Annotated in this window: 19 protein-coding genes; 7 read left to right on the top strand and 12 right to left on the bottom strand. The window is 65.2% G+C overall.

What is annotated here, in order from left to right; genetic code table 11:
* Positions 1-13: 13 nt before the first annotated feature.
* From ACFQNJ_RS18160 to ACFQNJ_RS18185, 6 genes are all read right to left on the bottom strand, one after another.
* Entirely contained in the window at positions 14-1,711 is a 1,698-nt protein-coding gene (locus tag ACFQNJ_RS18160) for an FAD-dependent oxidoreductase (RefSeq protein ID WP_382260069.1), read from the bottom strand.
* Between the two features lie 159 nt (positions 1,712-1,870).
* Positions 1,871-2,311, bottom strand: a complete 441-nt coding sequence (locus tag ACFQNJ_RS18165) for a universal stress protein (RefSeq protein ID WP_382260071.1) — start codon at positions 2,309-2,311, stop codon at positions 1,871-1,873.
* 21 nt (positions 2,312-2,332) lie between these two features.
* The gene (locus ACFQNJ_RS18170) at positions 2,333-2,764 is read right to left on the bottom strand and encodes a response regulator (protein ID WP_374642361.1); all 432 of its coding nucleotides are present in this window, start codon (positions 2,762-2,764) and stop codon (positions 2,333-2,335) included.
* Entirely contained in the window at positions 2,761-5,082 is a 2,322-nt protein-coding gene (locus ACFQNJ_RS18175) for a PAS domain S-box protein (protein WP_382260074.1), read from the bottom strand. Before ACFQNJ_RS18175 ends, ACFQNJ_RS18170 begins: the two co-directional genes overlap by 4 nt.
* Before the next feature lie 15 nt (positions 5,083-5,097).
* A complete protein-coding gene (locus ACFQNJ_RS18180) occupies positions 5,098-8,493 on the bottom strand; it encodes a PAS domain-containing protein (protein ID WP_382260076.1) in 3,396 nt (1,131 codons plus the stop codon).
* A complete protein-coding gene (locus tag ACFQNJ_RS18185; protein WP_382260078.1) occupies positions 8,490-9,503 on the bottom strand; it encodes an ABC transporter substrate-binding protein in 1,014 nt (337 codons plus the stop codon). Before ACFQNJ_RS18185 ends, ACFQNJ_RS18180 begins: the two co-directional genes overlap by 4 nt.
* Positions 9,504-9,728: 225 nt before the next feature.
* Between ACFQNJ_RS18185 and ACFQNJ_RS18190 the strand changes: the two genes are divergently transcribed.
* From ACFQNJ_RS18190 to ACFQNJ_RS18200, 3 genes are all read left to right on the top strand, one after another.
* Positions 9,729-10,655: a transporter substrate-binding domain-containing protein gene (locus ACFQNJ_RS18190; RefSeq protein WP_382260080.1), complete on the top strand. Its 927-nt coding sequence runs from the start codon at positions 9,729-9,731 to the stop codon at positions 10,653-10,655.
* A complete protein-coding gene (locus tag ACFQNJ_RS18195) occupies positions 10,652-12,238 on the top strand; it encodes an ATP-binding protein (RefSeq protein WP_382260082.1) in 1,587 nt (528 codons plus the stop codon). The genes ACFQNJ_RS18190 and ACFQNJ_RS18195 overlap by 4 nt, the downstream gene beginning before the upstream one ends.
* A 117-nt stretch (positions 12,239-12,355) precedes the next feature.
* Positions 12,356-13,045 carry a response regulator gene (locus ACFQNJ_RS18200; RefSeq protein ID WP_382260084.1) on the top strand — a complete coding sequence of 230 codons (690 nt, stop codon included), beginning with the start codon at positions 12,356-12,358 and terminating at the stop codon, positions 13,043-13,045.
* 6 nt (positions 13,046-13,051) lie between these two features.
* Here the strand turns inward: ACFQNJ_RS18200 and ACFQNJ_RS18205 are convergent, their stop codons facing one another.
* Positions 13,052-17,539: a CHASE domain-containing hybrid sensor histidine kinase/response regulator gene (locus ACFQNJ_RS18205; protein WP_382260086.1), complete on the bottom strand. Its 4,488-nt coding sequence runs from the start codon at positions 17,537-17,539 to the stop codon at positions 13,052-13,054.
* Positions 17,540-17,643: 104 nt separating this feature from the next.
* Here ACFQNJ_RS18205 and ACFQNJ_RS18210 point away from each other — a divergent pair, with 104 nt between their 5' ends.
* Entirely contained in the window at positions 17,644-18,576 is a 933-nt protein-coding gene (locus tag ACFQNJ_RS18210; protein WP_374643200.1) for a cyanophycinase, read from the top strand.
* 31 nt (positions 18,577-18,607) lie between these two features.
* Here the strand turns inward: ACFQNJ_RS18210 and ACFQNJ_RS18215 are convergent, their stop codons facing one another.
* The gene (locus tag ACFQNJ_RS18215; RefSeq protein ID WP_382260088.1) at positions 18,608-19,396 is read right to left on the bottom strand and encodes a hypothetical protein; all 789 of its coding nucleotides are present in this window, start codon (positions 19,394-19,396) and stop codon (positions 18,608-18,610) included.
* 105 nt (positions 19,397-19,501) lie between these two features.
* Here ACFQNJ_RS18215 and gloA2 point away from each other — a divergent pair, with 105 nt between their 5' ends.
* Positions 19,502-19,891 (top strand): SMU1112c/YaeR family gloxylase I-like metalloprotein, encoded by a 390-nt coding sequence (gene gloA2 / locus ACFQNJ_RS18220; protein WP_382260090.1) that lies wholly within the window; start codon positions 19,502-19,504, stop codon positions 19,889-19,891.
* A gap of 20 nt (positions 19,892-19,911) precedes the next feature.
* Here the strand turns inward: gloA2 and ACFQNJ_RS18225 are convergent, their stop codons facing one another.
* From ACFQNJ_RS18225 to ACFQNJ_RS18235, 3 genes are all read right to left on the bottom strand, one after another.
* The gene (locus ACFQNJ_RS18225) at positions 19,912-21,000 is read right to left on the bottom strand and encodes a LacI family DNA-binding transcriptional regulator (protein ID WP_382260092.1); all 1,089 of its coding nucleotides are present in this window, start codon (positions 20,998-21,000) and stop codon (positions 19,912-19,914) included.
* Between the two features lie 118 nt (positions 21,001-21,118).
* Complete coding sequence (locus ACFQNJ_RS18230) at positions 21,119-22,027, bottom strand: carbohydrate porin (RefSeq protein WP_382260094.1); 909 nt, start codon at positions 22,025-22,027, stop codon at positions 21,119-21,121.
* Between the two features lie 195 nt (positions 22,028-22,222).
* A complete protein-coding gene (locus tag ACFQNJ_RS18235) occupies positions 22,223-22,672 on the bottom strand; it encodes a Cd(II)/Pb(II)-responsive transcriptional regulator (protein ID WP_382260096.1) in 450 nt (149 codons plus the stop codon).
* 75 nt (positions 22,673-22,747) lie between these two features.
* Between ACFQNJ_RS18235 and ACFQNJ_RS18240 the strand changes: the two genes are divergently transcribed.
* Positions 22,748-23,392 (top strand): cation efflux transmembrane domain-containing protein, encoded by a 645-nt coding sequence (locus ACFQNJ_RS18240; protein ID WP_382260098.1) that lies wholly within the window; start codon positions 22,748-22,750, stop codon positions 23,390-23,392.
* Between the two features lie 201 nt (positions 23,393-23,593).
* A complete protein-coding gene (ahr, locus tag ACFQNJ_RS18245; RefSeq protein WP_382260100.1) occupies positions 23,594-24,610 on the top strand; it encodes an NADPH-dependent aldehyde reductase Ahr in 1,017 nt (338 codons plus the stop codon).
* 512 nt (positions 24,611-25,122) lie between these two features.
* Here the strand turns inward: ahr and ACFQNJ_RS18250 are convergent.
* On the bottom strand, positions 25,123-26,175 hold the full coding sequence (locus ACFQNJ_RS18250) for a hypothetical protein (RefSeq protein WP_382260102.1): 1,053 nt from the start codon (positions 26,173-26,175) through the stop codon (positions 25,123-25,125).
* Positions 26,176-26,398: the final 223 nt, after the last annotated feature.

Here is a 26,398-nt window from a genome sequence, read left to right on the forward strand (position 1 = left end):
GTCTCCTCGGGATTCAGGCGGGCACGGTGTCGTCGACGGCCACCGCGGCGGTCTGACCGGTGGCACGGGCCAGTGCGGCGCGCACCAGGCCGCCCTCGGTCCGGCGCCAGCGCGCGGCCACGTGCTGGTCCGGCCGCACCAGATAGGCGGTGCCCGGGCGCGCGTCGTAGCGCTGGGCGACCAGCCCGTCGCGGTCATGCAACACCGTCATGCCCGACGGGGCTGCCCCCGGGTGTGCGGTGACCAGCAAGGTCTGAACCGGCATCGTCCCTGCGGCCAACTCGCCGGCCAGGGTGATCAACGAAGGATCCAGCGTGTCGGCCCGGTCGGCGAACACCATCAGCACGAAGCGGTTGCCCAGCTGGTCCAGCAGCCAGGCATCCTGGCCGCCCAGGCGCACCGGCGCGTCGTCCATGGGGGCGCCAGGCACCATGTTCCCGTCAAAGGCATCGGCATCGGGCGTGTTCAGGGCCGAGTTCACCAGAAAGGCCGGCACCGACAGGCGCCCCGAGTTGACCAGCTTGCGGGCAAAGGGGTGGTGACGGGCCAGTTGCAGCGCCGCATTGCGGAACTGGCGGCTGACCTTGCTCTTGGGCGTGATGAAGTCGGTCGAGCGGGTGGAGTTGCGGATGTTCTCGTCGGCCGCATAGATCCGGTCGGCGTCGTAGGTGTCCAGCAGCGCATCGGGCGCCTGACCCTTCATCACCAGCGCCAGCTTCCACATCAGGTCGTCGGTGTCCTGGAAGCCGGAGTTGGCACCGCGCGCGCCGAAGGGCGAGACCTGGTGCGCCGCGTCGCCCACAAACAGCAGGCGGCCATGGCGGAAGTTCTTCATGCGGCGGCACTGGAAGGTGTAGATGCTGGCCCACTCCAGCTCGAACTCCCGTTCATCGCCCAGCATGGCCTTCACCCTGGGAATGATGTTCTCGGGCTTCTTTTCTTCTTCCGGGTCGGCGTCCCAGCCCAGCTGGAAGTCAATGCGCCAGACGTTGTCGCTCTGCTTGTGCAGCAGCACGCTCTGGTTGGGGTGGAAGGGCGGATCGAACCAGAACCAGCGCTCGGCGGGGAAGTCGGCCTTCATGATCACGTCGGCGATCAGGAAACGGTCCTTGAAGACATGCCCTTCAATGTCCAGACCCAGTTGGCGCCGCACATTGGAACGGGCCCCATCGGCCACGATCAGCCAGTCGGCCTCGATCTCGAAGCCGCCATCGGGCGTTTCCACCATTACCCGCGCGCCATCGTCCAGCGGCTGCACGCCCACCACCTTGTACTTCCAGCGCAGATCGGCGCCCAGTTCGGTGGCACGTTTGACCAGGGCTTCCTCCAGGTGGTACTGCTGCAGGTTGATCATGCCCGGACGCTTGTGGCCGGCGTCGGGCACCAGGTTGAAACGGTAGACCTCGTCTTCCTGAAGGAAAGTGCGGCCGACATTCCAGCTCACGCCCTTCTCGCAGACCGTGTCACCCACGCCCAGGCGGTCCAGGATTTCCAGCGCCCGCTTGGCATAGCAGACGGCCCGCGAACCAAAGGACACGCTGTCTTCCTCGTCGAACAGCAACACCTCCAGACCCTGCAGCCGCGCGTCAATGGCGGCGGCCAGCCCCACCGGACCGGCACCTATGATCACCAGGGGTTTGCGCTGGGGCGCGCCGGCCATGAGGTCGGCGGGCGCCCGGTAGGGAAAGGTGGGATAGGTGTACGTGCCCATCAGTTGTCTCCAATCGGGTTCCTGTTGGCTGCAGACTGTAGCTCAAAATTCCATATCCGTAAATTCATTTACCTAAGCGTAATTGTCGGATGTTGAACCACCATGAAAAAAGCCCTGGGCATCACGCTCAGGGCTGTGTCGAGAAAACCGGGCGCCGCCTCAGTCGGTCTGGACCGGATGGACCACCGTCACAGGCACCGGGCTGCTGCCCAGCAGGGCCTGGGAGACCGAGCCCAGCAGCACCGAGCGCAGGGCGCCCGCGCCGCGGGCACTGAGGATGACCGCCTGCGGGGCATGCGCCTCGATCAGCTGCAGCAGTTCCTGTGCCGGGTCGCCCTGGACCACCACCGCCTCCACCGTCTGGCTGGCGGCCTGCAGCAGATCCACAGCAGCGCGCAGCGCATCACGGCCGGCGGCCTCGCTCACCTCGCGCAGCACGTTCGGGTCATGGGCGACCACCACCTCGTACAGGTTGGCGGGCTCCTGTACGTTGGCCAGCAAGAAGCGCGCCTTCAAGCCATGCCCCACCAGGGTCAGTGCATGACGCACCGCCTCCAGGGCCAGGTCAGAACCGTCGACAGGGATGAGAATCTTGAACATGGGGTCCTTTCTGGGGGAGGATCAGCGGGGGCGCTCGTTGAGCACGCACCAGTAGAGTTCGATCTGTTCGGCCACCTCCATGAACTTGCTGAAGCTGACCGGCTTCTCGATGTAGGAGTTCACCCCCAGATCGTAGGCGGTCTTGAGGTCCCGGTCTTCGCGCGACGAGGTCAGCACCACCACCGGGATGCGACGATAGACCGGATGCCCCTTGAGCTGCCGCAAAACCTCCAGGCCATTGACCTTGGGCAGGTTGATGTCCAGCAGGATGACGGCCGGCACCGTTTCGCCCGAATCCCACCGGTGGATGAAGGCCAGTGCCTCCTCCCCGTCCCTGGCCACATGCACCTGGTTGCTGAACTTCTTCTTGCTGAACGCCCGCAGCGTCAGGTCCAGGTCCATGGGGTTGTCCTCCACCAGCAGGATCGGAGGCACATTGATGGCGGCATTCATGCTGAGAACTCCAGATAGAAAGTGGCACCTTCACCAGGCGCGCTTTGTGCCCAGACGCGCCCACCCATGCGGTGAACCGCCTTGGCCACCAGGGCCAGCCCCACGCCGGTCCCCGAAAACTCTTCGGCCCGGTGCAGGCGCTGGAACATGGCAAACACGCGATCGTGATATTTCATGTCGAATCCGATGCCATTGTCACGCACCCACAGGCGGCAGCGCCCGTCCACCAGCTCACCGCCGATCGTGATGCGAGGAGGCTTGCTGTCGCGGCTGAACTTGATCGCATTGCCCACCAGGTTGCGCAGCACCACCGCCATGCCCTCCGGATCCAGCGCCAGCGTCACGGCGGGAAGACTGATGTCCACGCAGACGCCTTGCTGCCGGACATCCGACTCATAACCGTCCAGCACCTGCTGCACGAGAGTTTGCACGGCCACAGGATCGCGCACCATGTCTCTGCGCTCCATGCGCGAATACTCCAGCAGATCGCCGATCAGGTCGCCCATGATCCGGACACCATCGCGGATGCGCTGCACGAACTGACGCCCCGTCTCGTCCAGCTGCTCAGCGTAGTCCTCCACCAGCAACTGGCTGTAGCCGTCGATGCCGCGCAGAGGTGCCTTCAGGTCATGCGAGACGGTGTACGAGAAAGCTTCCAGTTCCTGATTGGCCTGGAGCAGCTGCGCCGTGCGTTCCGCCACGCGCTGCTCCAGCACCTGGTTGGCCTGGCGCAGTTGCTCGGCCGCATGGACTGCGTCGGTGATGTCCAGCGAAGAGCCGACGATCCGCAGCGGCTCTTCGCCGGGCGGCGTCACCCGCTGCCCGCGGACCCTCACCCAGCCCCGGGATCCGTCCTTTCGGAGCACCGGGTGCTCCACCTGATAGGTGTCGGTGCGGCCGTCGATGACCGGCTGCATGGCCTCGGCCACGGCCGCGCGGGTCTCCTCGGGAATGGTCTGCATCCAGGCGGCCAGGTTCTCCCCCAGCTCTTCGAGCTCATACCCCAGCAGTCTCGCCAGGTTCTCGTCCGAGAAGGCCTTGCCCTCCAGGGGCCACATTTCCCAGGCCGCCGACCGTCCGACGCGAGCAGCCAGCGTGTAACGCTGCTCGCTGCGCGACAGGGCCTGCTCGATCCGTTTGCGGTCCGAGATGTCCCGCAGGACGGTCCACAGGTACTCCAGTTCACCATCGGCATTGCGGTGCGACATCACCAGCTGCGACATCGGTATCTCCTGGCCGTCCGCACCGATCACTGCCGTCTCGCCCAGCCAGCGCCCTTCACGGATGGCGGTCGGGATTCCCTCATCGTGCACCAACTGGGCCGCCCAGGGGGGATGCACGTGACGGATCACATCATCCAGCGGCTGGCCGCGGTCCAGACCCAGCACCTCATAGCCCGCCCGGTTGAAGTAGAACACCCGGCCCTGTGGGTCGGCCATGCTGACGATGTCGGTCGTGTTCTCCAGCACGGCGGTGAGCCGGTCGCGCTCGAGCAGGGCCTGCATCAGCTCGGTCACGTCCTGGACGGTACCTTCCACCCGCACGGGCTTCCCTCGCTCCAGCACCGGTTCGGCCCTGAGCTTGAGGTGACGCTGCTCGCCACCGAGCCGGATCATTCGGTATTCCACTTCACACACCGTGCCACGGACGGCGTCTTCCAGTGCCTGCGCGACCCGCTCCCTGTCATCCGGATGCACCATTCCCATGGCGTCCGAGAGCGAGGGGGCCGGGCTCCCAGGGGGGAACCCATGAATGCGGAAGGTCTCGGCCGACCAGCGGATATCCCGGGAAGCCACATCCATGACCCAGCTGCCCATCCGGCCAATGCGCTGGGCGGCCTCCAGTTGGCGCGCATGCTCCTGGAGCAGCGTCTCCTGGCGAATGCGGTCGGTGATGTCCTCGATGGTCGTCAGGAAGCGGTCCACACTGCCATCGTGCCGTCGCACCGCCCTCACGTCCACCTGCGTATGCACCGCCTTGCCATCCTTGCGGATGAAGCGTTTGCGCATGCGGAAGCTGTCGCGACTTCCACCAAGCAGGCTCTCCAGAAGCTCCAGGTTGGCGGGCAGATCATCGGGATGGGTGGTGTCGATCCAGCTGCGACCCACCAGCTCCTCCTCTGTGTAACCCAGGATGTCACAAAGGCGCTGGTTGACCTGAACCCAGCAACGATTGACGGGATCGGAGATGGCCATGCCGATGAAGGGCAGCTCATAGAACAGGGTCTGCCATTGGGTGGGTTCGCGGCCGGAAGCGTCCAGCGGATTCTCTGGCCCGAGATGGCCTGGCACATTCTGCGCATCAGATCGCGGGTTCATCGACATGTCTACCCCTCAATCGGGAAATTCCATGTGGAAGGTGGCGCCCTGCCCCGGCACGCTCTCGGCCCAGACGCGACCGCCCATGCGCTCGACGGCCTTGGCGACCATGGCCAGCCCCACGCCGGTGCCGGCATATTCCTCGGACCGGTGCAGGCGCTGAAAGATGCCGAAGATGCGGTCGTGGTACTTCATGTCAAATCCCACGCCGTTGTCACGCACCCAGATGTGCTTCTTGCCTGCTTCCGCGTGGGCCCCGATCTCGATCTGGGGAGGCTGGCGGTCCTGACTGAACTTGATGGCGTTGCCAATCAGGTTGCGCAGCGCCACCGCCAGACCGTCCCGGTCGATGGCCAGGTGCATGGGCTCCACATGGTTGGTCACCTGGGTGCCCAGGCGCTCAATGTCTGCCGAATGGAACTCCAGCATCTGATCCACCAGAGGCTGCAGCTCCACATCGTGGCGTTCCATGGTGCGCCGCTCCATGCGGGAATAGTCCAGCAGATCGGTGATCAGGTCGCCCATCTGCTGCACGCCCCGGCGAATGCGCCGCAGAAACTGGCGGGCTTCTTCATCCAGTCTGGACCCGTACTCCTCTTCCAGCAACTGGCTGTAGCCATCGATGCCGCGCAACGGGGCCTTGAGGTCGTGCGACACCGAATAGGTGAACGACTCCAGTTCCTTGTTGATGCGGGAGAGCTGCTCGGTGCGCTCGGCCACGCGCTGCTCCAGCTCCTGGTTGATGTCCCGCAGACGCTCCTCCGAGTGCACTGCCTCGGTGATGTCCAGCAAGGTACCCATGTAGCGGGGTGCCAGCCCCTGGGCGCTGCGGTCAACACGGCGCACGGTGCGGCGCAGCCAGCGCAGCGGACCGTGCTCGGGATGGGTTCGGAAGATCACCTCCGGCACGTCCTGTCCCTGCTGGGTCAGATCGATCGCGGCACGGACCTGTGCCACGTCGTCCGGGTGTATGCGGGCGCAGAATCCTTCCATGGAGGGAGGCTGGTCGGCCACCGGCAGGCCCACGTTGATGAACATCTGCGACGACCAGCGCAACTCCTGCTTTTCAAGGTCGAGCGTCCAGCTGCCCAGACGGGCAATCGACTCGGCCTGCTGCAGCATCTCACCGCGCTGCTCGATCTCGCGCGCCGCCTGCTTGACGTCGCTGATGTCGCGCATCATGGTCGACAGGTACAGCACCTTGCCCTCGCTGTCTCGGTGCGCCATGATCAGCTGCGACATGGGCACTTCGCGCCCGTCCGCCGCCAGCGTGGGCGTTTCTCCCCGCCAGACACCGTCGCGAATGGCGGCAGGAATGGCCACCTCGGCGATGTAGCGGGCGACCTCCGGCCGGTGAACGCGATGCAGCACCGAATCCAGAGGTGTTTCATCGGTCATGCCCCAGAAGTCCCGGGCCGCGCGATTGAAATAGAACGCTTCGCCATCGGCGTCGGTCATGCTGACCAGGTCGGTGGTCGATTCCAGCACCAGCCCCAGCCGGTCACGGGCCTGGCGCGCCTCCACCAGGTCGGTCACATCCTGCACGGTGCCCACCAGACGCCGGACCTGTCCGAACTCCACCACCGGCTCGGCCTTGACATGCAGGTGCCTTGGCTGCCCGTCAGGCAACACGATGCGGTAGTCCGACTCAAACGCCTGCTGATGCGCAGTGAGCCGATCGAAGGCCTGCACCAGACGATCTTTGTCCTGGGGATGCACCAGCAACATGGCACGGTCAAACGCCGGTGCGGGGTCCGCAGGGTCAAACCCGTGAATTCGGTAGGTCTCGTCCGACCAGTGGGTGGCACCCGTGGCCACCTCAATCTCCCAGTGGCCCATGCGGGCAATGCGCTGCGCTTCACGCAGACGATGCTCGCTTTGGGCGACCAGCTGCTGCGCGCGCTTGCGCTCGGTGACGTCCTCCACCGTGGTGAACAGGTGGCGCAGGGACCCATCGGCTTCGCGCACGGCCCGCACATCCATCTCCACGTCCACGACCGATCCGTCCTTGCGCACGAAGCGCTTGGCCAACTGGTAGCCATCCCGCTGCCCCCGGACCACCTCGTCGAACAGCGCGACGTTGGACACCAGGTCGTCCGGGTGCGTCATTTCGGCCCAGCTGGCACCCACCAGCTCGTCGCGCCGGTAGCCCAGAATCTGGCACAACCGGTCGTTGACCTGAACCCAGGTCTTGGTGACGGGGTCGGAGATCGCCATGCCGATGAAGGGCAATTCGAAGAAGCGCCGCATCTGGTCGGCCTGCTCGCGCTGCGCGCGCTGGGCTTCCCGGCGATCAGTGATGTCCATCAGCACGCCCGTGATGCGAAGCAGGTGCCCTCGTTCGTCCCGATCGAAGCGCGTCCGGTCCTCCAGCCAAGCCCACCGGCCATCGGCACAACGGATGCGGTACTCCTGCACGAACACATCCTCGCGCGAGTTGGCCTTCTCGCCCACCTCCGACTCGATCCGCGTCAGGTCGTCCGGATGGATCAGCTGCAGGTACGGCAGGCGCGTTTCGGTCAGGTCCGCCGGCGCATAGCCCCACTGCGACACCGACTCGCTGATCTTGAGAATGGGCCAACCCGGCGCGGGCTCCCACTCGATCACCACCGCGGGCGACCGGTTGATCAGTTCTTGCATCTGCCGCAGGCTTTGCTGGTCTTCCTGCAGACGCTCGGCCATCTTGTCGGCCGCTCGCCCGATGAAGGCCAGCTCGTCGGCGCCCTTCATGTCGGCCCGCAGCTGCAACTGCCCCATGCCGATGGAATCCAGCACCTTGACCAGGCGCTGCGCGCGACGGAACCAGATCAGGTGCAGAAAGGCCGTCAGGATGACCATGACCACGACCAGGACCACCGTCTCACGGATCAGCTCATTCTCCAGCGCCACCATGCGCTGGGTCCGGGGATACTCCAGATCGGCCACCACCGCCAGGCGGCTGCCATCCTGAATAGGCACCTGCCCCACCAGCAGCGTGCCCGCTTCCCGGGTAACCGCGACGTCAATGACGCTGGTCTTGCCCTTGAGGAGCGACTCCCGGGCATCACCGACCAGGTCAGGCCGCGCATCGAGCGCTTGCTCAAGACTGCGCCCGACATCGGCCCGCGACAGCGAGGCCAGCACCTGCGCATCGGGCCCGACCAGAAAGGCGTGCCGCAACCCGGTGTACAGCGCCATCGCGCTGACCTGACGCCGCAAGGCCAGCCGGTTGTCGGCGGCCGTCAAGAGATCGAGCTGGTTCTGCTCCAGGCTCAGGCGCTCGCGCAGGCGCAGGGACTCCTGCTCGAGCAACGAAGCCTCCAGCACACGAACCTGTGTCAGGTAGCTGGACGCCAGAATGGTGGCCGCCACCACCGACACCAGCAAGATGACCCAGTGGCGTGATGCCAGACGAATCGTCCAGCGGCTCATGACTGCCCCCCCATGGCCAGGGCCGCCATGGCCGGCCCCGTGTCGACCAGGCCTGCCCAGTCCGGCGCCTGACGGATCAGCCCCATCTCCAGCAGCGTGGCGCTCAAGGGTCCTGAAGACTGGGCCAGTCGGGGGAGACTGCCACTGAGCTCACGCAAAGACTCCTGGGGATCGATGAAGTGCAACTGCCTGAGCACCTTCAGATAGTCTTGCGCCGACAGGTCGGAGGCCGGACCCATGATGCGGGCCACCTCTTCGGGTTCCTGCAGAAAGGCCTGCACCCCCCGGTTCCAGCCAGCCACCAGGGCCGCGACGTCGTCGGGTCGCTCCTTCAACACCAGGTTGCGGACGACCAGCACATCGACGATGTCCCCGGGCATGTCCGCGCTGTCAAACAGCTTGGCGTACCCCGCCTCCCGAAGCACCGAGGCAATCGGCTCGTAGGACACGGACGCGATGACGCGGCCCGCCCGCAAGGCGTCGAGATGCTGGGTGGCCTCCAGATGCACCGCCTGCACATCGGCCGTCGTCATTCCGCCCGCCTTGAGCAGGCGACGCAGCATGAGGGCACCCACGGTGGTGCTCTCCACGGCCACCGCACGGCCTTTGAGGTCGGCCAGTTGCCTGACCGACGGATCGCCCATGACGACGTCGGCACCCGTCGAGGCATCCAGCAGGGCCACCACCCTCACATCGAAGCCCTCGTCATTCAGGCGCAGGGCCTCATCCAGCGTCAGTGCCCCGGCATCCAGCAGCCCGTTGCGCAGGTAGCGCAGGGTTTCCGAGCTGGACGACAGGCCGACGACCTTGATCCGCTGGCTGTCGAACAGGTGCTGGTCGCGGGCCAGCGCCAGGGGGTCATAGCCCACCCAGGCATTGGAACCCACCGTCAATGGCAACCTCACCAGTTGGGTGCAGGCGGTCAGCGTGGGAACCAGCATGCCCGCAAACATCGCCTGGCACAGGCGGCGGCGGCTCCATTCGTTCGACGTCGGTCGTGGATTTCGCATCGGCGGCATCGTTACTCGGCCTGGTATTGAGCGGGCAGGGATGTACCACGCACACACCATTGTGCATGGCCTCGGCCAATCCGCCAGCGGCAAACTGCCAACCCTGTCACGGTAGCGGGCTCCAGCGACACCGATCCGCGCTGCTTAACGCCTCTGGGGTCCGCAACAACGTGCTGACGGCCCCTACAATGAGAGTGAGGTGACCCGCCATTTGCAGGTTGCGCCATGCTTACCACACTCCGCATCCCGACTGCCCGGCGTCGACTGCTGCTCGTGCTGGGCGCGGGGCTGCTGTCTGCCGGGCTGTTGCCCGCCCGTGCCGAGCCCCAGCCACTTCGGCTGGCCGTCGAACGGGACTATGCCCCGTTTGTCTTTGCCGACGCCGATGGCCAGCCCCAGGGCCTGTCCATCGACATGCTGTCCCTGGTGCTGGCCGAATCCGGACTGACCGCGCTGGCGCAGCCTCCCCAGCCGCTGGCCACCCTGCTCGAAGACCTGCGCAGCCAGCGCGCAGACCTGATCACCTCGCTGCGCAGCACGCCCGAACGTGCCGAATTCCTGGTGTTCTCTCGGCCCTATATCGAAGTGCCCGCCATCCTGGTGCTGGGCGCAGCTGTCAGTGCTGCGGAAGCCCGTAAAGGCCTGAAGGCGCTGGCGGGAAAGCCGGTGGCCGTCGGCAAGGGCTACGGGGTCGAGGCGCCCATGCGCCAGCGATACCCCGAGATCCACTGGCAGGCGGTGGAAGACGACGCAGCCGCCTTGCGCGGCGTGTCCGAGGGACGCTACACGGGAGCCGTGGCCGATGCCGCGAGCGTGGCCTTCCTCATCCGGCGCGACGGTTTCATGGACCTGCAACCTGCCGGTCGTGTCGGATTCGACTACCCGCTGAGTTTCGCACTGGCCAAGCCCCATGCGGCGCTGATGCCCCGGATTGACCAGGGCATCCAGTCGATCGCACCGGCCGCGCGGCAAGCCGTCATCGACCGCTGGATGGGCGATCTGGACCTCGACGCCTTTGACCGCCAACCCCGCTGGCTGCTCTGGAGCGGGATGACCCTGATGGTCGTCGGCGCGACAGTCACCGCCTGGCGCTGGCGCCAGCGTGGCAGCCCAGACCGGCCCCCGACTGAGGACGACATCACCAGGCCATGACCCCACACAAGTCGCTCTCGATCGGTCAGGCATCTCTGTTGCTGGCCTTGCTGTATGGTCTGGCGGCACTGGTGTCACTGAGCCTGACGCGGACCGCTGGCAGCATCGCCACACTGTGGTACGCGAACGCCATTGCCATCGCGTTTCTGATGCACCGCCCGGCGCCGCAGTGGCCCTGGCTGCTCGCAGCGGTCGGCATCGCCAATGCCCTGGCCAACCTGGCCTGGGGCGACCCCTGGGTGACAGCCCTGAGGTTCGTACCACCCAATCTGCTGGAAGTTGTGCTGGCGGCCGCCTTGATCCGGCGCGCGGGCCTGGATCGCCAAAGCCTGGAAAACCCTGCCAACCTGTTATCACTGGTGGTTCTGGGATGCGTGGTGGCACCTGCGGCCAGCGCATTGCTGGGCTCACTGCTGCTCGCTGACGGTCTGGAACAGTCCCTGTATGCCACCGTACTGCCCTGGATGGCCAGTGCCGTGGTCGGCGGCGCATCGGCCCTGCCGCTGAGTGTGATGGTCCACCGGGAGGGGGTCGGCCCGCTGAGAGCGTTGAGCACCACCCCTCTCTTCTGGGGCTTGCTGACAACGGCGGTGGGCATGACCCTGCTGGTGCATGCTTACCTGCCCTACCCCTTCGTCTACACCGTTCTGCCGCTCATGGTTTCCGCCATGACACTGCCGATGCTGGGTACCGCGGTCATCACACTGGCCGTGTCCCTGACCCTGGGGCTGATGCTGGCGGTGGGCGCCTTCGTGCCACCACCCACCACCTGGGAATGGCAACAGATGTTTGTCTACCTGGCACTGGCCGCAGCACTGGTCCCCGCCCAGGTGCTGGCGGCCGCCAGAGCCGCCGCCAGCCGCACGCAGGCACACCTGGAACGCTCCGCGCGTTCACTGGAGAAGGCCAACCAGGGCTTGCAGCAATTCATCCACATGGCCTCGCACGACCTGCGCGAACCCGTCAACACGGTCAGCCAGTTCGCGGGACTCCTTCAGGAAGACCACCAGGCCCACCTGCCCGCCACCGCTCAGGCGCATCTGCAGCGCATTGGCCACGGCGCCCAGCGCATGCGTGTGCTCCTCGATGATGTCGTGCAGTTCGCGTCCTTGGCCCAGCAAACCTCGATCGCCATGACACCCGTGGATCTGGACAGTTGCCTGATGGCCGCCCGACAGAAGCTCGGACCTGTGGTGGCGACCCGGGGGGCATTGATCAGCTCACGGACGCTCCCGGTGGTCATGGGCGATGCAGCCCTGCTGGAAACCCTGCTGACCCACCTGCTCGACAACGCCCTGAAGTTCGTTCCCGCCGACCGGACCCCGGTCATCGAAATCGACGCGCAATTGTCCAAAGGCACCGCCATCATCCGGATTGCCGACAACGGCATCGGCATCGATCCCGCCTACGCGGACCGTCTCTTCAAACCCTTTGCCCGCCTGACCACCCGACGGCAGTTCAACGGTTCCGGTCTGGGGTTGGCCGTGTGCCGGCAAATCGTTCAGATGCACCATGGCTCCATCGGCATCCGACCAGGCGAGGGGCAAGGCGCCGTGGTCGACATCTCGCTGCCCTTCGGCTGAAGACATGAGTCCTCCACACCCCTCTCCCTGTGGGGAATGTCGCATCAACGCCAACGGCGCGCTCACGGCCCTTGTCAGGCATGTTATCTTTTGACTGTCCTTCAGACAGGTGAATCCATGACCGATCCGACACCGGCGCAAGACCCCGCCAACACCGCTGCCACGATCCTCATCATTGATGACGATCCGATCATCGTGCAGTTGCTGGCCAAGGCACTGACGCCGCTGGGGAGGGTCGTGTTCGCCACCAATGGCCTGGACGGACTGGAGGTGGCGGCAAGGCACCGCCCGCGGGTGGCCCTGATCGACGCTGACCAGCCGGACATCACCGGCTTCGAAATCGTCAAGCGCTTTCGCAACGACCGCGAACTCTATGGCATCACGCTGCTCATGATTTCAGCCCATTCTGCGGCGGTCGTCTCCGAGGGGGCCGAGCACGCCGGTGCGGATGGTTTCCTGTCCAAGCCGATCGATGAAAACGAACTGCGCAGCCTGGTCGGCAAGGCGCTGAGCAAACCGGTGGCCCCGGTCCCCTCGCCGTTGCAGCCCGTGGCCAACGGGTTCGACATGGATCTGGTGGACAGCCTGGACGAGGAAATGCGCAAGGCCAGCACCGCCGAAGCACTGGCCCCTGGTCGAAACGATGCCTTGCTGGCGGAGCTGACCGGCTTCATCGAGCGCGTGCGCACCGATGTCACGCACCTGCGACAAAACCCCCAGCTGGCGGACTCCTCCGTGCTGCACCACCTGGGTGGCATCGAGCAGTTGTGCGGGAAGATCGCTCAGTCCATCGGTTACGGCAGGTGAGACCGCTCAGGCGCCCGGCTTGAGCAGTTCCTGAGCCTCGCGAAACCGCAGCGACTGCATCGCCACATCGAGTTGCTCAAAAGCCTGCCCCGACATGGCCCGGCGCAGGCCTTTTCTCAGGTCCGCGTACAACGCCAGCGCTGAAAAGTCCTGCGCCTGCAGCAGGTCCACCAGCCGCTGGCGATCCGCCGCCGAGACCTCGGCCACCTCGCCACCGGCCGCATCTTCGGCGCTGAACAACTGGTCCAGCTGCCTGGCGGACGCTCGCAAGGGCTCCAGCAAATTCCAGGTGGCTTCAAGGGCCTCCTCGATGTCTGCCGCACCGGCCCTGACCGACTGTTCGGCCCGGCGTGCGGCCTCAAACAGGCTCACCGCGCCCAGCATGCCTGACGATCCCTTGAGCTTGTGCAGACGCGCCGCCAGCCGCTGGCGCTCATCGGTCGTGCCCGGATCCCGCCACTGCTCGTGGGGCGGCTGATCCGCCAGCATCACGTGCAGCATCCGGTGCAGCAAGGCCAGGTCACTGCCCATGCGCGCCTTGGCCGCCACCACGTCAATGCCGGGCAACTCGGGCCAATCCTTGGCAGCGGCCGCAGGCACCTCGGTCTGTGACCGGACGGCGGGCAGCTCTCCCCGGTACTCGGCCACCCAGTGCCGGATGGCGCGAATCAGCTGTTCGGCCTCCAGCGGCTTGGTCAGGAAATCGAACATGCCGGCATCCAGGGCACGTCGGCGCTCCACCTCCAGCGCACCCGCCGTCAGCGCCAGGATGGGCAGCTTCTGCCACCGTGCATCGGTGCGGATCAGCCGGGTGGCCTCCAGGCCATCCATCACCGGCATCTGCACATCCATCAGCACCAGGTCCACCTCATGGGCGGGATCCTGGAGCCAGTCGACCGCCTCGCGGCCATGCACGCAGCCGTGCACCTGGGCGCCCTGCTCGGCCAAGAGGCGACGGGCAATCTCCATGTTGATCTCGTTGTCCTCGACCAGCAGGATGCGCACGCCATCAAGCCAGCGCAGGCCGGCACCGAATTGCAGCGAATCCTCCAGTTCCGTGCGCTTGGCGTGACCGGATCGTGCCAGCACGTCGGTCACCGCATTGAAGACCTCGGAGGGATCCAGAGGAAGCCGGAAGGCGCCTTCATTCGGAAGGTCGGAGGGTTGGGGGTTGGCCGCCCCCTCGGACGTGAGCAGGATCACGGTCTGGGTCCCCTGCAGCAGACGGCGCAGAGCCGGCAGCAGCGCCTCGCGCGCCATGTCACTGACCTGATCGACCACCAGCACATCGGGCACCCCGATGCCCTCACGGACCAGATCATCCAGACGCTGAAGCGCGGTGCTTCCCTGATCGCATGCCTCAGTGCGCCACCCGAACTGCTGCAGGATGTCGCCACAACGCTGTCGCAGCTCCGGTGTGCGGGACACCACCAGCACGCGCAAGGCATGGCGCCCCGCCTCCAGGCGTTCGATGTCTTCCGGCTCCGGCAACTGAAGCGGCAGGTCCACCCAGAAATCGCTGCCCTGACCCGGTGTACTGGCCACCCCAGGTCCGCCACCCATGAGTTCGCTCAGGCGTTTGACGATGGCCAGCCCCAGCCCGGTACCACCATATCGGCGCGTGGTGCTGGCGTCTGCCTGCACAAAGGGCTGGAACAGCCGGGACATCTGCTCGGGCGTCAGCCCGATGCCGGTATCCGTCACGTGCCATTGCAGGCGATCCGTGCCCTCCGGGCCGGTCACCAGCCTCGCCTGAAGCTCGACTTTCCCGGCGTGCGTGAACTTGATGGCGTTGCCCACCAGGTTCACCAGCACCTCGCGCAAGCGATCGCGATCGCCCTTGATGTAGCGCGGCACCTCGGCCGTTTTGTCGGCCACCAGCGCCAGACCCTTGGCCTGTGCCTGGGGGGCATACAGCGTCCGGATTTCCTCCAGCAAGGACTGCACATCTACCACCCCCACCACCAGGTGGGTCTGCCCCGACTCGATCTTGGCCAGATCCAGCACGTTGTTCACGATGGCCATCAGCGAACGCCCGGCGGTTTTGGACTTGGCCATCAGCTGTCGCTGCTCCGCCGTCAACTCGCTGGCCAGCATCAGGTCCGTGATGCCCAGCAGCGCGTTGAGGGGCGTGCGGATCTCATGGCTCATGTTGGCCAGGAACTGGCTCTTGCCTTCGTTGGCGCGCTCGGCCTCTTCCTTGGCCTGTTGCAGCTGCTCTTCATAGCGGTGCCGCTCGGTGATGTCCTGCACCGCACCGATGACACCCGCGGGCGATCCGCGTTGATCGTCGCCATCGCGAAAGATCTCGGCGACCACACGGACCCACAGGGGGCGCCCCTTGGCGGTGATCATCTGGAACTCCAGCTCGAAGCTGCCCTGGCCCTGGGCGATGAGCCGCTCGACCGCTTCCTGGTAGCGCCGATGGTCTTCCACCGACAGAAAGTGCCGGGAGACATCGTTGTCCACCACGAACCCCTCGGGCACCTCGGTCAGCTCGGACATTTCCTTGGTCCAGACAAACCGGTTCTCCTTGAACAGGATGGCCCAGCCCGCTACCCCGGCGGCACGTCCGGTGCGCGCCAGGAAACGAGAGGTGTTCTCCAGCTCGATCTGGGCCTGCTTCTGCGCACTGATGTCCACCGATGAGCCAAACATCCACTCGGGCTTGCCGTCCGAACCCCAGGTGTGCACCTGGCCCGCATCGCGCACCCAGACCCAGTGACCGTCCCTGTGCCGCAGGCGAAGCTCGGTCTCGTAGAACGGATGAACCCCGGCAAAGTGGCTCTGCAGCAGGTCATCGACCCGCTGGGCATCGTCGGGATGCACATGGTCCCACCAGAAGTGGATGTCGACCGAGGCCATGTCCTGGCGTGTGTACCCCATCAACTCCAGCCAGCGGTCGTTGACAATCAGCTCACCGGTGGCCACCTGCCATTCCCAGGTGCCCGTCCGGGTGCCCTGGATGATGTTGCTCATGCGGCGCTGCTGGTCGCTCAGGGCATCGTGCGCCTCGGTCAGCTGCCAGGTACGCTCGGCCACCTTGGCCTCCAGGTCGCGGTTGGCGGCCTCCACCTGTTCGGCCAACTGCTTGCGCTGCGTGATGTCCAGGAACAGCATGGCGCGGCCGACGCTGGCGCCGCGCTGATTGACGATCGGGCTGCGTGCGATGGCCAGATGATGCGCAATCACGCCCTGCATCAGCAGCTGCGCCTCGACGGCGGGATCTGCCAGAGACTTGCTGCGCACCAGCCGGTCGCCTTCGGGCTCCTGCAGCACCATGTGATGGTCAGCCAGCACATCGTCGAAGGTCCGCCCGATGGCGCGGCTCGCCGGTGCTCCGAACAGCCGCTCTGCCGCCTCGTTCCAGATGATCACCTTGCCCTGGTCATCCTCACCCACCACGGCCTGGGTGGTGGTGCGTGTGATGGTGGCCAGCAGGGCCTGAGAGGCCAGTCGCTCCTGCTGCCGGCGAAGCAACAGGATCGCACCCAGGTGCATGAGCGCCAGGATCAGGGCACTGAGCCCGGCCTGCAGAGCCACCCACGCAGGTTCCCTCAGGTCCTGAGCAGCGATGAACTGAGGTCCGGCATCGACCGTCAGGGTCCAGGTCCGTGAATAGACCTGAACCTCGCGCGAGACCCGATGGGATTGCCAGGCAATCCCCTTCGCCCTGGTCTGGCTGGAAAAAAACACGGTCGACAGCCCGCTGGGCGAGCGGTCATCCACCCTCAGCCAGACGCCCTCGGGCAAGGGAATGCTCCTGAGCACATCATCGAGCATCAGCATGGCGTAGACCCAGCCGATGGTGGCGTCCTCTCTCTCGCTGCGAGTGCCGCGCAACGCGTTGGGAGCGAACACCGGCAGAAACACGCCAAACGATCGGATGGTTCGCCCATCGGGGTGCAGCAGCGCCAAGGGGGGGGTGATCACCTCCTGTCCCGACTCCAGGGACAGCTGCAGCGCCTGGCGCCGCTCGGGCACGGTGGCCACATCCAGCCCAATCTCTTCCGGATGAAACTCGCGGGGTTCGAACAGCTGCACCACCCGACGCTCACCGGGGTTCGGGGCCCGTTCATGAAGCTTGAAAGCCGGATTGCCATCAACTTGCGCGAGGCGGACAAAGTCACCGACCTCGGTGGGCGGGACACGGCGGATGAAGCCGAAACCATGGGACCCATCCAGGGTGACCGCCAGGTCCTGCGACAGCACGTAGCGGCGAAAGGCCTGCTGTCCGACCCAGCTGGAATCCTGCGCCTCGATGAAGCCCCTTGCGCCCCGAAGTCCCACCCGGTAGTGGCTGAGCTGATCTTCCAGCTCGTTGACGTAGCGCTGCAGTGCATCGGTCAGCCGCTGCTGGATCACCTGGGCATTGCGGTCCATCTGGCGATCCACCAGGTACCAGGTCAGCGACCACCCCAGCGCCAGCGTCAGCAGGGGCCACAGGAAGGTGGTCCAGCGGATCTCGCGTCGAGTGAAGAAGGGGGATTCCATGGCAGGCCAGGACGGTGCGATGTGCCGAGCATACCCGTGCCGGGATGCTTCAGACCCCTGCGTTTTCGTCCCGACCGTGACAGAGTCACTACAATCCGCGCGCCATGATCGATCGCCGCGTCCTGCTCACGAGTTCCCTCACCATGCTTGCTTCCTCCCCCCTGTTTGCACGTCAGCGCCGCATCGGCCGCCTGGTGATCATCGGAGGCGCGGAAGACAAGCTGCGTGACCGCGTGATCCTGCGGCGCTTCGTGGAACTGTGCGGCGGGCCTGCCGCCCGCATCCGGGTGCTCAGTGCCGCCAGCAGCGAACCGCAGGCTTCCTGGGAAACCTACCGAGCGGTGTTTGCCGACCTGGGTGTCACGGATTGCGCCCCCATCGAAATTCCGGACCGGGACGCGGCCAACAGCGCGGCCGTGACCGACCGCATCCTGGAGGCCGACGGCATCTTCATTTCCGGCGGCGACCAGCGGCGTTTGATGAATCTCATCTGGGAAAGCGATGCCTTCCGTGCCCTGCACGTGGCCTTTCACCTGCGGGGCTGTTGCGTCGGCGGGACCAGCGCGGGCGCCGCCGCCCTGTCTAGACACATGCTGGTGCAGGGTGAAGCCACCCGGTTGCCGGAAAAGGAGGCCGCCGAGCTGGACATCGGCCTGGGGTTCGTCGCGGGAGCGATCATCGACCAGCATTTTTCAGAGCGCGGCCGGCTGGGTCGCCTGCTGTCCGTCATGGCCCAGCGCCCGCAGATGCTGGGGGTGGGCGTGGATGAGGACACGGCCCTGGTGATCGAACGCGGCCAGAGCATCGAGGTGATCGGCAAAGGTGCTGTCACCATCGTCGACGGCCGGGCCATGCATTCCAACCACGACGAGATCGAAAGCCGCGCCCGCCTGGAAATGATCGGTGTGCGCCTGCACCTGTTGCCGGCTGGCCACCACTATGGCACCGATGCGCGAGGACGCTGGTCACCCAAGGTGCCGGTCGCCTTGCGCGAAGCGGTGGACCAGCTCGTGACGCCAGGCCCCATCCGGGGCTGAGGGCGCGACGGCGGATCCTCCTGGGGGGCTATCAGCGTTTGCCGCCCCCATTGCCGCCGCCGTTACCACCTCCTTTGCCACCACCGTTGTTGCCGTTGCCCCCGCCGGCACCCCCTCGGCCTCCGGCGTTTCCACCCCCGTTGCCTTTTCCACCGCCGCTGGACGCGCCATTTCCGCCACCGGCACTGGCGCCCCCCTGACGGCCGCCCGCCGACGAGGCGCCATTGCCGTTGCCATTACCTTTGCCAGCCGATTGGCCGCCCTGGCCCATGCTGCCCACATCGCTGCCATCGCGGCGGGTCAGGCCCAGCCCTTTGCCTGGCGACGTCGAGGCCGCATCCAGTTCCCCGGACACCGGGCCGGGCGCTGACAGGCGCTGAGCCTTGGCCTCCTGCACCTGCGTGGCCCTGGGGGACCGGTTCAACCCGCTGACCACATCACCCAGTCGCACCCCCAGGGAGTTCGCGATGGCACCCCAGCCCATGCCGCTGGCCCGCATGGACTGCACGTTGGCCGAGGCAGCGGCCACCTGGTCAGCCGTGGGCGAGAGGTTGCCCTGTTGTGCCAGGCCCGCCTTGGCCAGTTCCGTGCTGAGGCTGGCGGGCTGGGCCGGTGTCACCCGGGTGGTTGCCGGCAGCGCGGTATCCGGTTGCTTGGGCGCCTTGACCACCTTGGGCGCCGCCGGTGATGTCGGCAGGGAGGGCTTTGGCGGCTTTGGCGCGTCGGGAAGGCTGGGCGACAGACTTTGGGCCTGCACGGCGGTCAGGCAGGCAAAGGTCAGGGAAGACAGCAGCAGTGAGCGGACAGCGGCCTGGGACATGGTTTCTCTCCAACGAAATGTGGCTGTAACCGGCGCATCATAGGAGGGTATTTCCGGCAGAAAACGCCACAATTGTGACCATCTGTTCTTGCTGCCCAGACCACCATGCAACTGAAGCGCATCCACCACGTGGCCATCATCTGCTCGGACTATGCGGTGTCCAAGGCCTTCTACGTCGATGTGCTCGGGCTGCGCATCGTGGCCGAGCACTACCGGGCCGAGCGGCAGTCCTGGAAACTGGATCTGGCCCTGCCGTCCGGCGAGCAGATCGAACTGTTTTCCTTCCCATCACCGCCGCCACGACCCACTCGGCCGGAGGCCCGGGGACTGCGCCATCTGGCCTTTTCGGTGGACAACGTTGCCGCCTGCAAGGCATGGCTGGAAGATCGTGGCATCCCCGTGGAGCCGGTTCGGGTGGACGAATACACCGGTCGCCGGTTCACGTTTCTGGCCGATCCGGACGGGCTGCCGATCGAACTGTACGAGCAGCCCTGAGTGACCCCAGGGCACGGAGGTCAGCGGCTGCTTTCCCGCTCGACCAGCACCGCTGGCAGCATGACGGTACGGTGTTTTGAGCCGTCTGCCGCTTCCATCAGCAGGTCCACCAGCGCCCGGCCAGCCTCGCGGGCGGGTTGTCGGACCGAACTGAGCGAAGGACGGAGGTGCCCGGCCAACGCAATGTCGTCATAGCCCACGACCTTGACCTGCTGAGGTACCCGCAATTCGCGGTCACCCAAGGCGGCCGTCGTCGCCATGGCGGCCACGTCGCTGGCGGCGAAGACCGCGTCGAATTCGGGCTGTCCATCCAGCCACGCATCCACGGTGGCGCGAATGCCCTCGTCACCGAATCGGTAAGGCAGGTACAGGGCGGCATCGGCCGTCAGTCCCGCCTCCGCCAGCGCCCTCTGATAGCCCTGGTGGCGCAACGCCACCTCCGGGTGTTCGCGGTCGCCGAAAAAAGCGATGCGCTGGCAACCCCGCCGGATCAGGTGACTGGCTGCCAGATACCCGCCCTGCTCGTTGTCCCCGCCCACCACGGGGTACAGCGCGTCGGACAGGCAGGCGCCCCAGACGGCCATCGGCACGCCCCGCGCCGCCAGGCGATTGAGCTCGTCGTGCCAGCCCGTCTGGCCAATGACGATGAGCCCCAACACCTGGCCGCTGTCATAGCGCTGGGCCAGTTGCTGCGGCTGCCCGTGCTTGAGCCGCGACAGCAGCAGGCTCATGTCCAGTTCATCGAGGCGATCCCCCACCGCACCCAGGATACTGAGGATGAAGGGGTCGGAGATGGCCTGCAGGGATTCACCCAGCAACACCACGCCCACTGTGCGGGTGTCGCGCTTGCGAAGGTTGGCGGCACCGACGTTGATCTGGTAGTTCAGCGAGCGCGCCAGTTCGGTGATGCGCTGCCGCGTGGCTTCGGGAATCAGCGGACTTCCACTGAGCGCGCGTGACACGGTGGACGCGGATACCCCCGCCATGCGCGCAATGTCGGCCATCTGGACACGTTGACGCGCAGACCCGGACTCTGGCCCCCTGGGCCGTGCCTGGTCTGCAGCGTCGGTGGTGGCGCCCGATGGTGGTGAGGTGGCTTTGCGCGGCATGAGCTCATTATTCCATTGCACTGCAGCATGAAAAAAGGTCCGGTCCCCCATGAGAACCGGACCACAAACCTTGTCCTTGAAGAAAATGAGCGGACCTCGGTACGAGGTCCAGTGCGCCTCAGAAAGCGTAGTTGATGCGCACGCGCACCCCGACCTGGTCATCCGTGCCCGGGCCACCCTTGGAGTAGCTCACCGCGGGCGTGATCATGGCGCCCTTGACGCCCATCAGCGGCAGGGAATAGCCGGCGTACAGCGTGTTGACCTTCTGCGCCTCGGTGGCGCCCTTGCCATGGATGAAACCAACACCCAGCGGACCGGTCACGATGTTCACGCCAAAGCCCTTGTCGTCTTCCTTCTTGGCCAGGTTGACGTTGAGGGTGGTGTCCTTGTTCAGGGCGTAGCCCACCGAGAAACCCACACCCGTCTGGGACTCACCGCCGCCGACGGTCTTGACCGACTCAAAGCCGCCACGGAGCGTGAGCGGGCCGTTGGAGTAGACCAGCACCGGACGCACGCCCTTGGCCTCGCCCTGCTCTTTGGTCTGCACCAGGCCCAGCTCGAAGCGCAAACCGGTGCCCGCGTTGACGCCCAATGCTGCATGGAAGGTGTCCTTGCTGAACCGGCCGCGCAGCGCGTTGCCCTTGTAGGCCGAGTAGCCGGCCTCTTCGATCAGCACATCCTTGCCGGGGGGAAACAGATCCACGGCCTCGAAGCGGCCGAGCTTGGCATCGAGCGTCTTGTTGCCGAACTGCACCCACATGTCATCGACACCGGTGTCGCCATCCTTTTTCAGCAGCAGGCTGGCGCGTGCCGCCACGAAGGCGTCGCCGTTGGTGGCCTTGGCACCGGCGTTGACCTCGATACGGCCACCGAGCGCCAGATCGCTGTCGCGGGCGTTGGTGGCGTTCTTCACCTCGTTGGTGTAGGTGGTGTCCAGTTCCAGGTTGGCGTCGAACGCCACCTGGGCGTGGGCGGCCGAAGCGGCCAGGGTGGCGGCCAGCGCCGCGCTCTTGAGGATGGTCTGCATGAAGCGTCTCCGAGGGTCTTGGGATGGTTGGCTCTTTTCCTTCGCTGGAAAAGCCCTCGAATTGAACCAATCATGCAAACGATTGCATTTCGGTGAAAACCCTCAAATCGGCATCGTAACCAGTACGTAACCAATGTTCTGTTGCAGGTAACGGACGACAGGGAAAACGTGAATTATGCAAACGTATGCATTGAGTTATGTCGCTGTCACTTGCGCAGCATTTCCATGGCAGGCACAAGCCTCTCCATGGGCAGCGGCCACCAGTTCCTTGAGGATGCCGCAATCGGCACCCTCTTCATCGCAACGCCCGCAACTGGCCTTGAGCAGCAGCAATTGCTTCTCGAGCGCGCGCATGCTCTCGAGCCTGGCCCGCACCCGATCGATCTGCGCCTGCACCAGACGGTCCACATCGGGGTGAGGCTCTCCCGGTGCATCCAGGGCGCCCAGCAGTCGCCGCACATCGGCCAGTGGCATTTCCAGCGCCCGGCAATGCCGGATGAAGGAAAGCCGCTCCAGATGGCGGTCGCTGTAATCGCGGTAGCCGTTCTCCTGGCGAGCCGGCGCCGGAAGCAGGCCTTCTTTTTCGTAGTACCGGATCGTCTCGGCGTCCACACCGGTGGCCTGTGACAGTTCCTTGATGCGCATCAGCCTCACCTCATCAATGACTTGACTCTGGAGTCACTACAGGGTTTTCAATAGAGGCATTGTCAAGGAGTTGCCATGTCTGCCAACTGTTGTGAACACGAATGCCCCGCTCCCGGCCAGGTGGCCGACCTGGGGCGCTACCGACGCGTGCTGTGGGTGGCCCTGTGGGTCAACGCCACCATGTTCCTGATCGAGATCGGCGCCGGCCTGTCGGCCGGATCGCTGTCGCTGCTGGCCGATGCCATCGACTTTGCCGGCGACGCGCTGAACTACGGCGTATCGCTGGCCGTGCTGGCCTCGGCCCTGGCCTGGCGCGCCCGGGCCGCCATCCTCAAGGCCTTCAGCATGATGGGATTCGGTCTTTACGTGCTGGGCAGCGCCCTGTGGTCGCTCTGGCACGGCGAAGTGCCGGACGCGCCGACCATGGGCGTCGTGGCCCTGATCGCCCTGCTGGCCAATGTCTCGGTGGCCTGGATGCTGTATGCCTTCCGCGAGGGCGACGCCAACATGCGCAGCGTCTGGCTGTGCTCGCGCAACGACGCCATCGGCAACCTGGCGGTGTTTCTGGCCGCCCTGGGGGTTTTTGGCACCGGCGCGTCCTGGCCGGACCTGCTGGTGGCGTCCCTGATGGCGGGTTTGGCGCTGCAAGGCGGCTGGCAGGTGCTGCGGCAGGCCCGCCACGAACTGCGCAACGGAGATCACCGCGGTCACGTCCATTGAGCGCATTGCACGACGGCCGGACCCGACATCGGACTGCTGATGCGCGTGCGGGATGCGCTGGTCGCAAGCGCCTGAAGCCATTGGTGAACCAAGGGCCACACGCCGCCCAGTCGCGCGGGTTACAAGGACCACCCTTGGTCACCTCCCATCACGGTACGCTTGCCTGCCGTTCAGGTGAACGGACAGATTCAGGAGAGCGTGATGACCATGTTTCGCGGTTGGGCGGCGCCCGGCAAAGGGGCTGAGCTGCAACGTTTCGACTTCGATCCCGGTGCGCTGGGCCCGGAGGAGGTCGAGATCGCCGTGGAACACTGCGGCATCTGCCACTCTGACCTCGCCATGGTCGACAGTGAGTGGTTTCCCGTCAGCTATCCCGTCGTGCCGGGGCACGAGGTCGTGGGCACGATTGTGGCGGCGGGAACGCATGTCAAAGGGCGCACGTTGGGACAGCGCGTCGGCCTGGGTTGGCACAGCAGCAGTTGCCAGCATTGCGCGTATTGCCTGGGTGGCGAGCAGAACCTGTGCCCGACACGCCAGCCCACCATCGTCGGCCGCCATGGTGGCTTTGCAGACAAGGTGCGCGCGCACTGGAGCTGGGCATTGCCTCTGCCCGAGGGTCTGGACCCGGCATCCGCCGGTCCGCTGATGTGCGGCGGTGGAACTGCATTTCTGCCCTTCGTGATTCATGACATCAAGCCCACCGACCGCGTGGGTGTCGTGGGGATCGGCGGATTGGGCCACCTGGCGGTCAAGTTCGCGAAGGCCTGGGGGTGCGAGGTCACGGCGTTCACCTCCAGCGCCTCCAAACGGGAAGAGGCTTTGGCCCTGGGTGCGCACCGCACCATCTCCAGCGTGGACCAGAATGAACTCAAAGCCTTCGCGGGCCAACTGGGCTTTCTGATGGTCACGGTCGGTGCCAGCCTCGAATGGGACGCGCTGATCGGCACCCTGGCACCCAAAGGACGAATGCACCTGGTGGGGGTGGTGACGGAAGCCATGAAGCTGCGCACCGGCAGCCTGCTGTCGTGGCAAAGAAGCATGTCTGCATCACCAACCGCTTCACCAGTGACGCTGATGAAGATGATGGATTTCTGCGTGCGCCACGGCATCGCACCTCAGGTGGAGCACTTCCCCATGTCCCGGGTCAACGACGCCATTGCCCATCTGCGAAACGGCCAGGCGCGCTACCGCGTGGTGCTAGACGCGGACTTTGCCTGAGCCGGGCGATAACGCCTTGGCCCCGGGATGCAGGAGCCTGCCGAACAGCGACGGCAACCTGATCTCGAGGTACTCAAGTTCCGAATGTCAGGTCAAGGCTGAGAGCGGCCGGTCGTACCTGACCCGCCTAAGACGGTTTTCGACCCGGTGCCGTCATTCGCTATCGCGGCTTTGCCTGCCGGAGAGCATTCGGTCATCTGCCGGGGACCGCTGTGCGTGCATTCGAACCAGTGCTGCCGTGGCTTCGAGGAATTCGGAGCCTAACTGGAGACGAGCAAGGCCTGCTCTCGCCTTACGCTAAGTAAATTGAGCCGATTGCTGCGCATAGCCTTTCAGCGGCGGATCAGGTCTATGCACGCGAATATTCATGCTCCTCGGCCTTCAGCTTGGGCGGCAAATCCCCCCAAGCCACACGGCCACGATGAACATGACGCGCATCGACATGCCATTGATGAGGCCCACCAAATCGGGGGGGCGGATGTAGAGCGCCCCGGTCACGCTGAACAGGTTGATTATTCGGATTCAGTAAGTTCAAGACCACTGTCGTGGGCAATGGCCAGAGGAAGTTCTTCGCCCTCATCGTCGGCAATAGTGCCTGCCGGAGTGGCGTTCTTGGTGACGCTGACCACCAAGTCAAGAAGCAGCTTTTGGCGTGCCTTCATGAAACCGGTAAAGTCATCGGCGTATAGCTCCGGCACTGGTATGCAGTGCGTTTGGAGATATCTAGAAAGCGTGTCTTTGGCTATGGGCGGCTCCACGATTTGACCCCTGGGGCCAAGCTTGCCAGCTTCCAGTTTGCTCAGATAGATAGAGGGTGCCACGCCGCCAATGATGCGGTTGGTGCGGTAGCCGAGCGGCGTCTTGTTGATGACGGAGTCGTAAAGACTTGGCGAGATCTTTGGGGTTTGCTTGCCACACCAATCTTGCGGAAAGATGTGATGGATATCGACGTCTTCGTCGAAGAACACCGTTTGGTCGAAGGCCTGGCCACTTCTGAAATCAATGGCCCCTTGTCGCAGCAGCAGTGCTTGCAAGCCCTTGTATGCCGCTGAGAGGCGGGTGCGCATGGTGAGCAAGCGGTCAGGGCGCAATACGCCGTCCATCACAGTTGATGGAGTTGGCCCCCCATCTAACCAGGCCGGGACCTCAACGATGTCTTTGGCGAAGCGGCTCTCTACGGCAGAGCCATACAGTTCGCCAAACACACCGCACCAGTACCAACGAGCGATCTTTTCGTTGTTGGTGGAGTGGTCAGCCTTGTCGCCGATTTCGGCAAAAATTGCGGCGAGCGGCACCAGCTGCGTTTGGTACGGCAGGTCTTTTATGCGGTGAATTTGCTGTTGGCGCAAAAACCTGGCGGCGCGTTCAAAGCCATAGTGCACTGCGTCGCAGTGTTTTTTGTAGGCCGCCAGCGGTAGGTCCAGTAAAGACTGCCGAGTGGCACGAACCGCCGGCCAGTCGTTTTCCGTCTTTGTGGAGTCAGCCATTGCCGCTTGGCGCACTTCCTTGGTGTGCAACAACGCAATGGCTTGCAAGAAGTCGGTCGCGGCGACATTGGCCAGCACGCCCTGCACTTGGCCGGCAGCTCGGCCGTAGGCAGCGAGCCGCTTCTGTGTGCCGAGCTTGCGGTCGGGGTCTTCGGACTTATCCTCGCCCAGCCAGTCTGGAGTTGACCCGGTTCCGTGGACACATCATGCTTTGTGTTCAAGGAGTCACCAATGTCCAAAGTACGACCGCCCTACCCGGCGGAGTTCCGCCAGCAGATGGTCGAGTTGGTTCGAGCCGGCC

The organism is Hydrogenophaga bisanensis (genome assembly GCF_042665135.1).
Taxonomy (GTDB): Bacteria; Pseudomonadota; Gammaproteobacteria; order Burkholderiales; family Burkholderiaceae_C; genus Hydrogenophaga; species Hydrogenophaga bisanensis.

What these genes read in the sequence shown, in the direction of transcription:
- ACFQNJ_RS18160 (WP_382260069.1), bottom strand. Translation starts at nt 1,711, where the DNA reads ATGGGCACGTACACCTATCCCACCTTTCCCTACCGGGCGCCCGCCGAC.
- ACFQNJ_RS18165 (WP_382260071.1), bottom strand. Translation starts at nt 2,311, where the DNA reads ATGTTCAAGATTCTCATCCCTGTCGACGGTTCTGACCTGGCCCTGGAG.
- ACFQNJ_RS18170 (WP_374642361.1), bottom strand. Translation starts at nt 2,764, where the DNA reads ATGAATGCCGCCATCAATGTGCCTCCGATCCTGCTGGTGGAGGACAAC.
- ACFQNJ_RS18175 (WP_382260074.1), bottom strand. Translation starts at nt 5,082, where the DNA reads ATGAACCCGCGATCTGATGCGCAGAATGTGCCAGGCCATCTCGGGCCA.
- ACFQNJ_RS18180 (WP_382260076.1), bottom strand. Translation starts at nt 8,493, where the DNA reads ATGAGCCGCTGGACGATTCGTCTGGCATCACGCCACTGGGTCATCTTG.
- ACFQNJ_RS18185 (WP_382260078.1), bottom strand. Translation starts at nt 9,503, where the DNA reads ATGCGAAATCCACGACCGACGTCGAACGAATGGAGCCGCCGCCGCCTG.
- ACFQNJ_RS18190 (WP_382260080.1), top strand. Translation starts at nt 9,729, where the DNA reads ATGCTTACCACACTCCGCATCCCGACTGCCCGGCGTCGACTGCTGCTC.
- ACFQNJ_RS18195 (WP_382260082.1), top strand. Translation starts at nt 10,652, where the DNA reads ATGACCCCACACAAGTCGCTCTCGATCGGTCAGGCATCTCTGTTGCTG.
- ACFQNJ_RS18200 (WP_382260084.1), top strand. Translation starts at nt 12,356, where the DNA reads ATGACCGATCCGACACCGGCGCAAGACCCCGCCAACACCGCTGCCACG.
- ACFQNJ_RS18205 (WP_382260086.1), bottom strand. Translation starts at nt 17,539, where the DNA reads ATGGAATCCCCCTTCTTCACTCGACGCGAGATCCGCTGGACCACCTTC.
- ACFQNJ_RS18210 (WP_374643200.1), top strand. Translation starts at nt 17,644, where the DNA reads ATGATCGATCGCCGCGTCCTGCTCACGAGTTCCCTCACCATGCTTGCT.
- ACFQNJ_RS18215 (WP_382260088.1), bottom strand. Translation starts at nt 19,396, where the DNA reads ATGTCCCAGGCCGCTGTCCGCTCACTGCTGCTGTCTTCCCTGACCTTT.
- gloA2 (WP_382260090.1), top strand. Translation starts at nt 19,502, where the DNA reads ATGCAACTGAAGCGCATCCACCACGTGGCCATCATCTGCTCGGACTAT.
- ACFQNJ_RS18225 (WP_382260092.1), bottom strand. Translation starts at nt 21,000, where the DNA reads ATGCCGCGCAAAGCCACCTCACCACCATCGGGCGCCACCACCGACGCT.
- ACFQNJ_RS18230 (WP_382260094.1), bottom strand. Translation starts at nt 22,027, where the DNA reads ATGCAGACCATCCTCAAGAGCGCGGCGCTGGCCGCCACCCTGGCCGCT.
- ACFQNJ_RS18235 (WP_382260096.1), bottom strand. Translation starts at nt 22,672, where the DNA reads ATGCGCATCAAGGAACTGTCACAGGCCACCGGTGTGGACGCCGAGACG.
- ACFQNJ_RS18240 (WP_382260098.1), top strand. Translation starts at nt 22,748, where the DNA reads ATGTCTGCCAACTGTTGTGAACACGAATGCCCCGCTCCCGGCCAGGTG.
- ahr (WP_382260100.1), top strand. Translation starts at nt 23,594, where the DNA reads ATGACCATGTTTCGCGGTTGGGCGGCGCCCGGCAAAGGGGCTGAGCTG.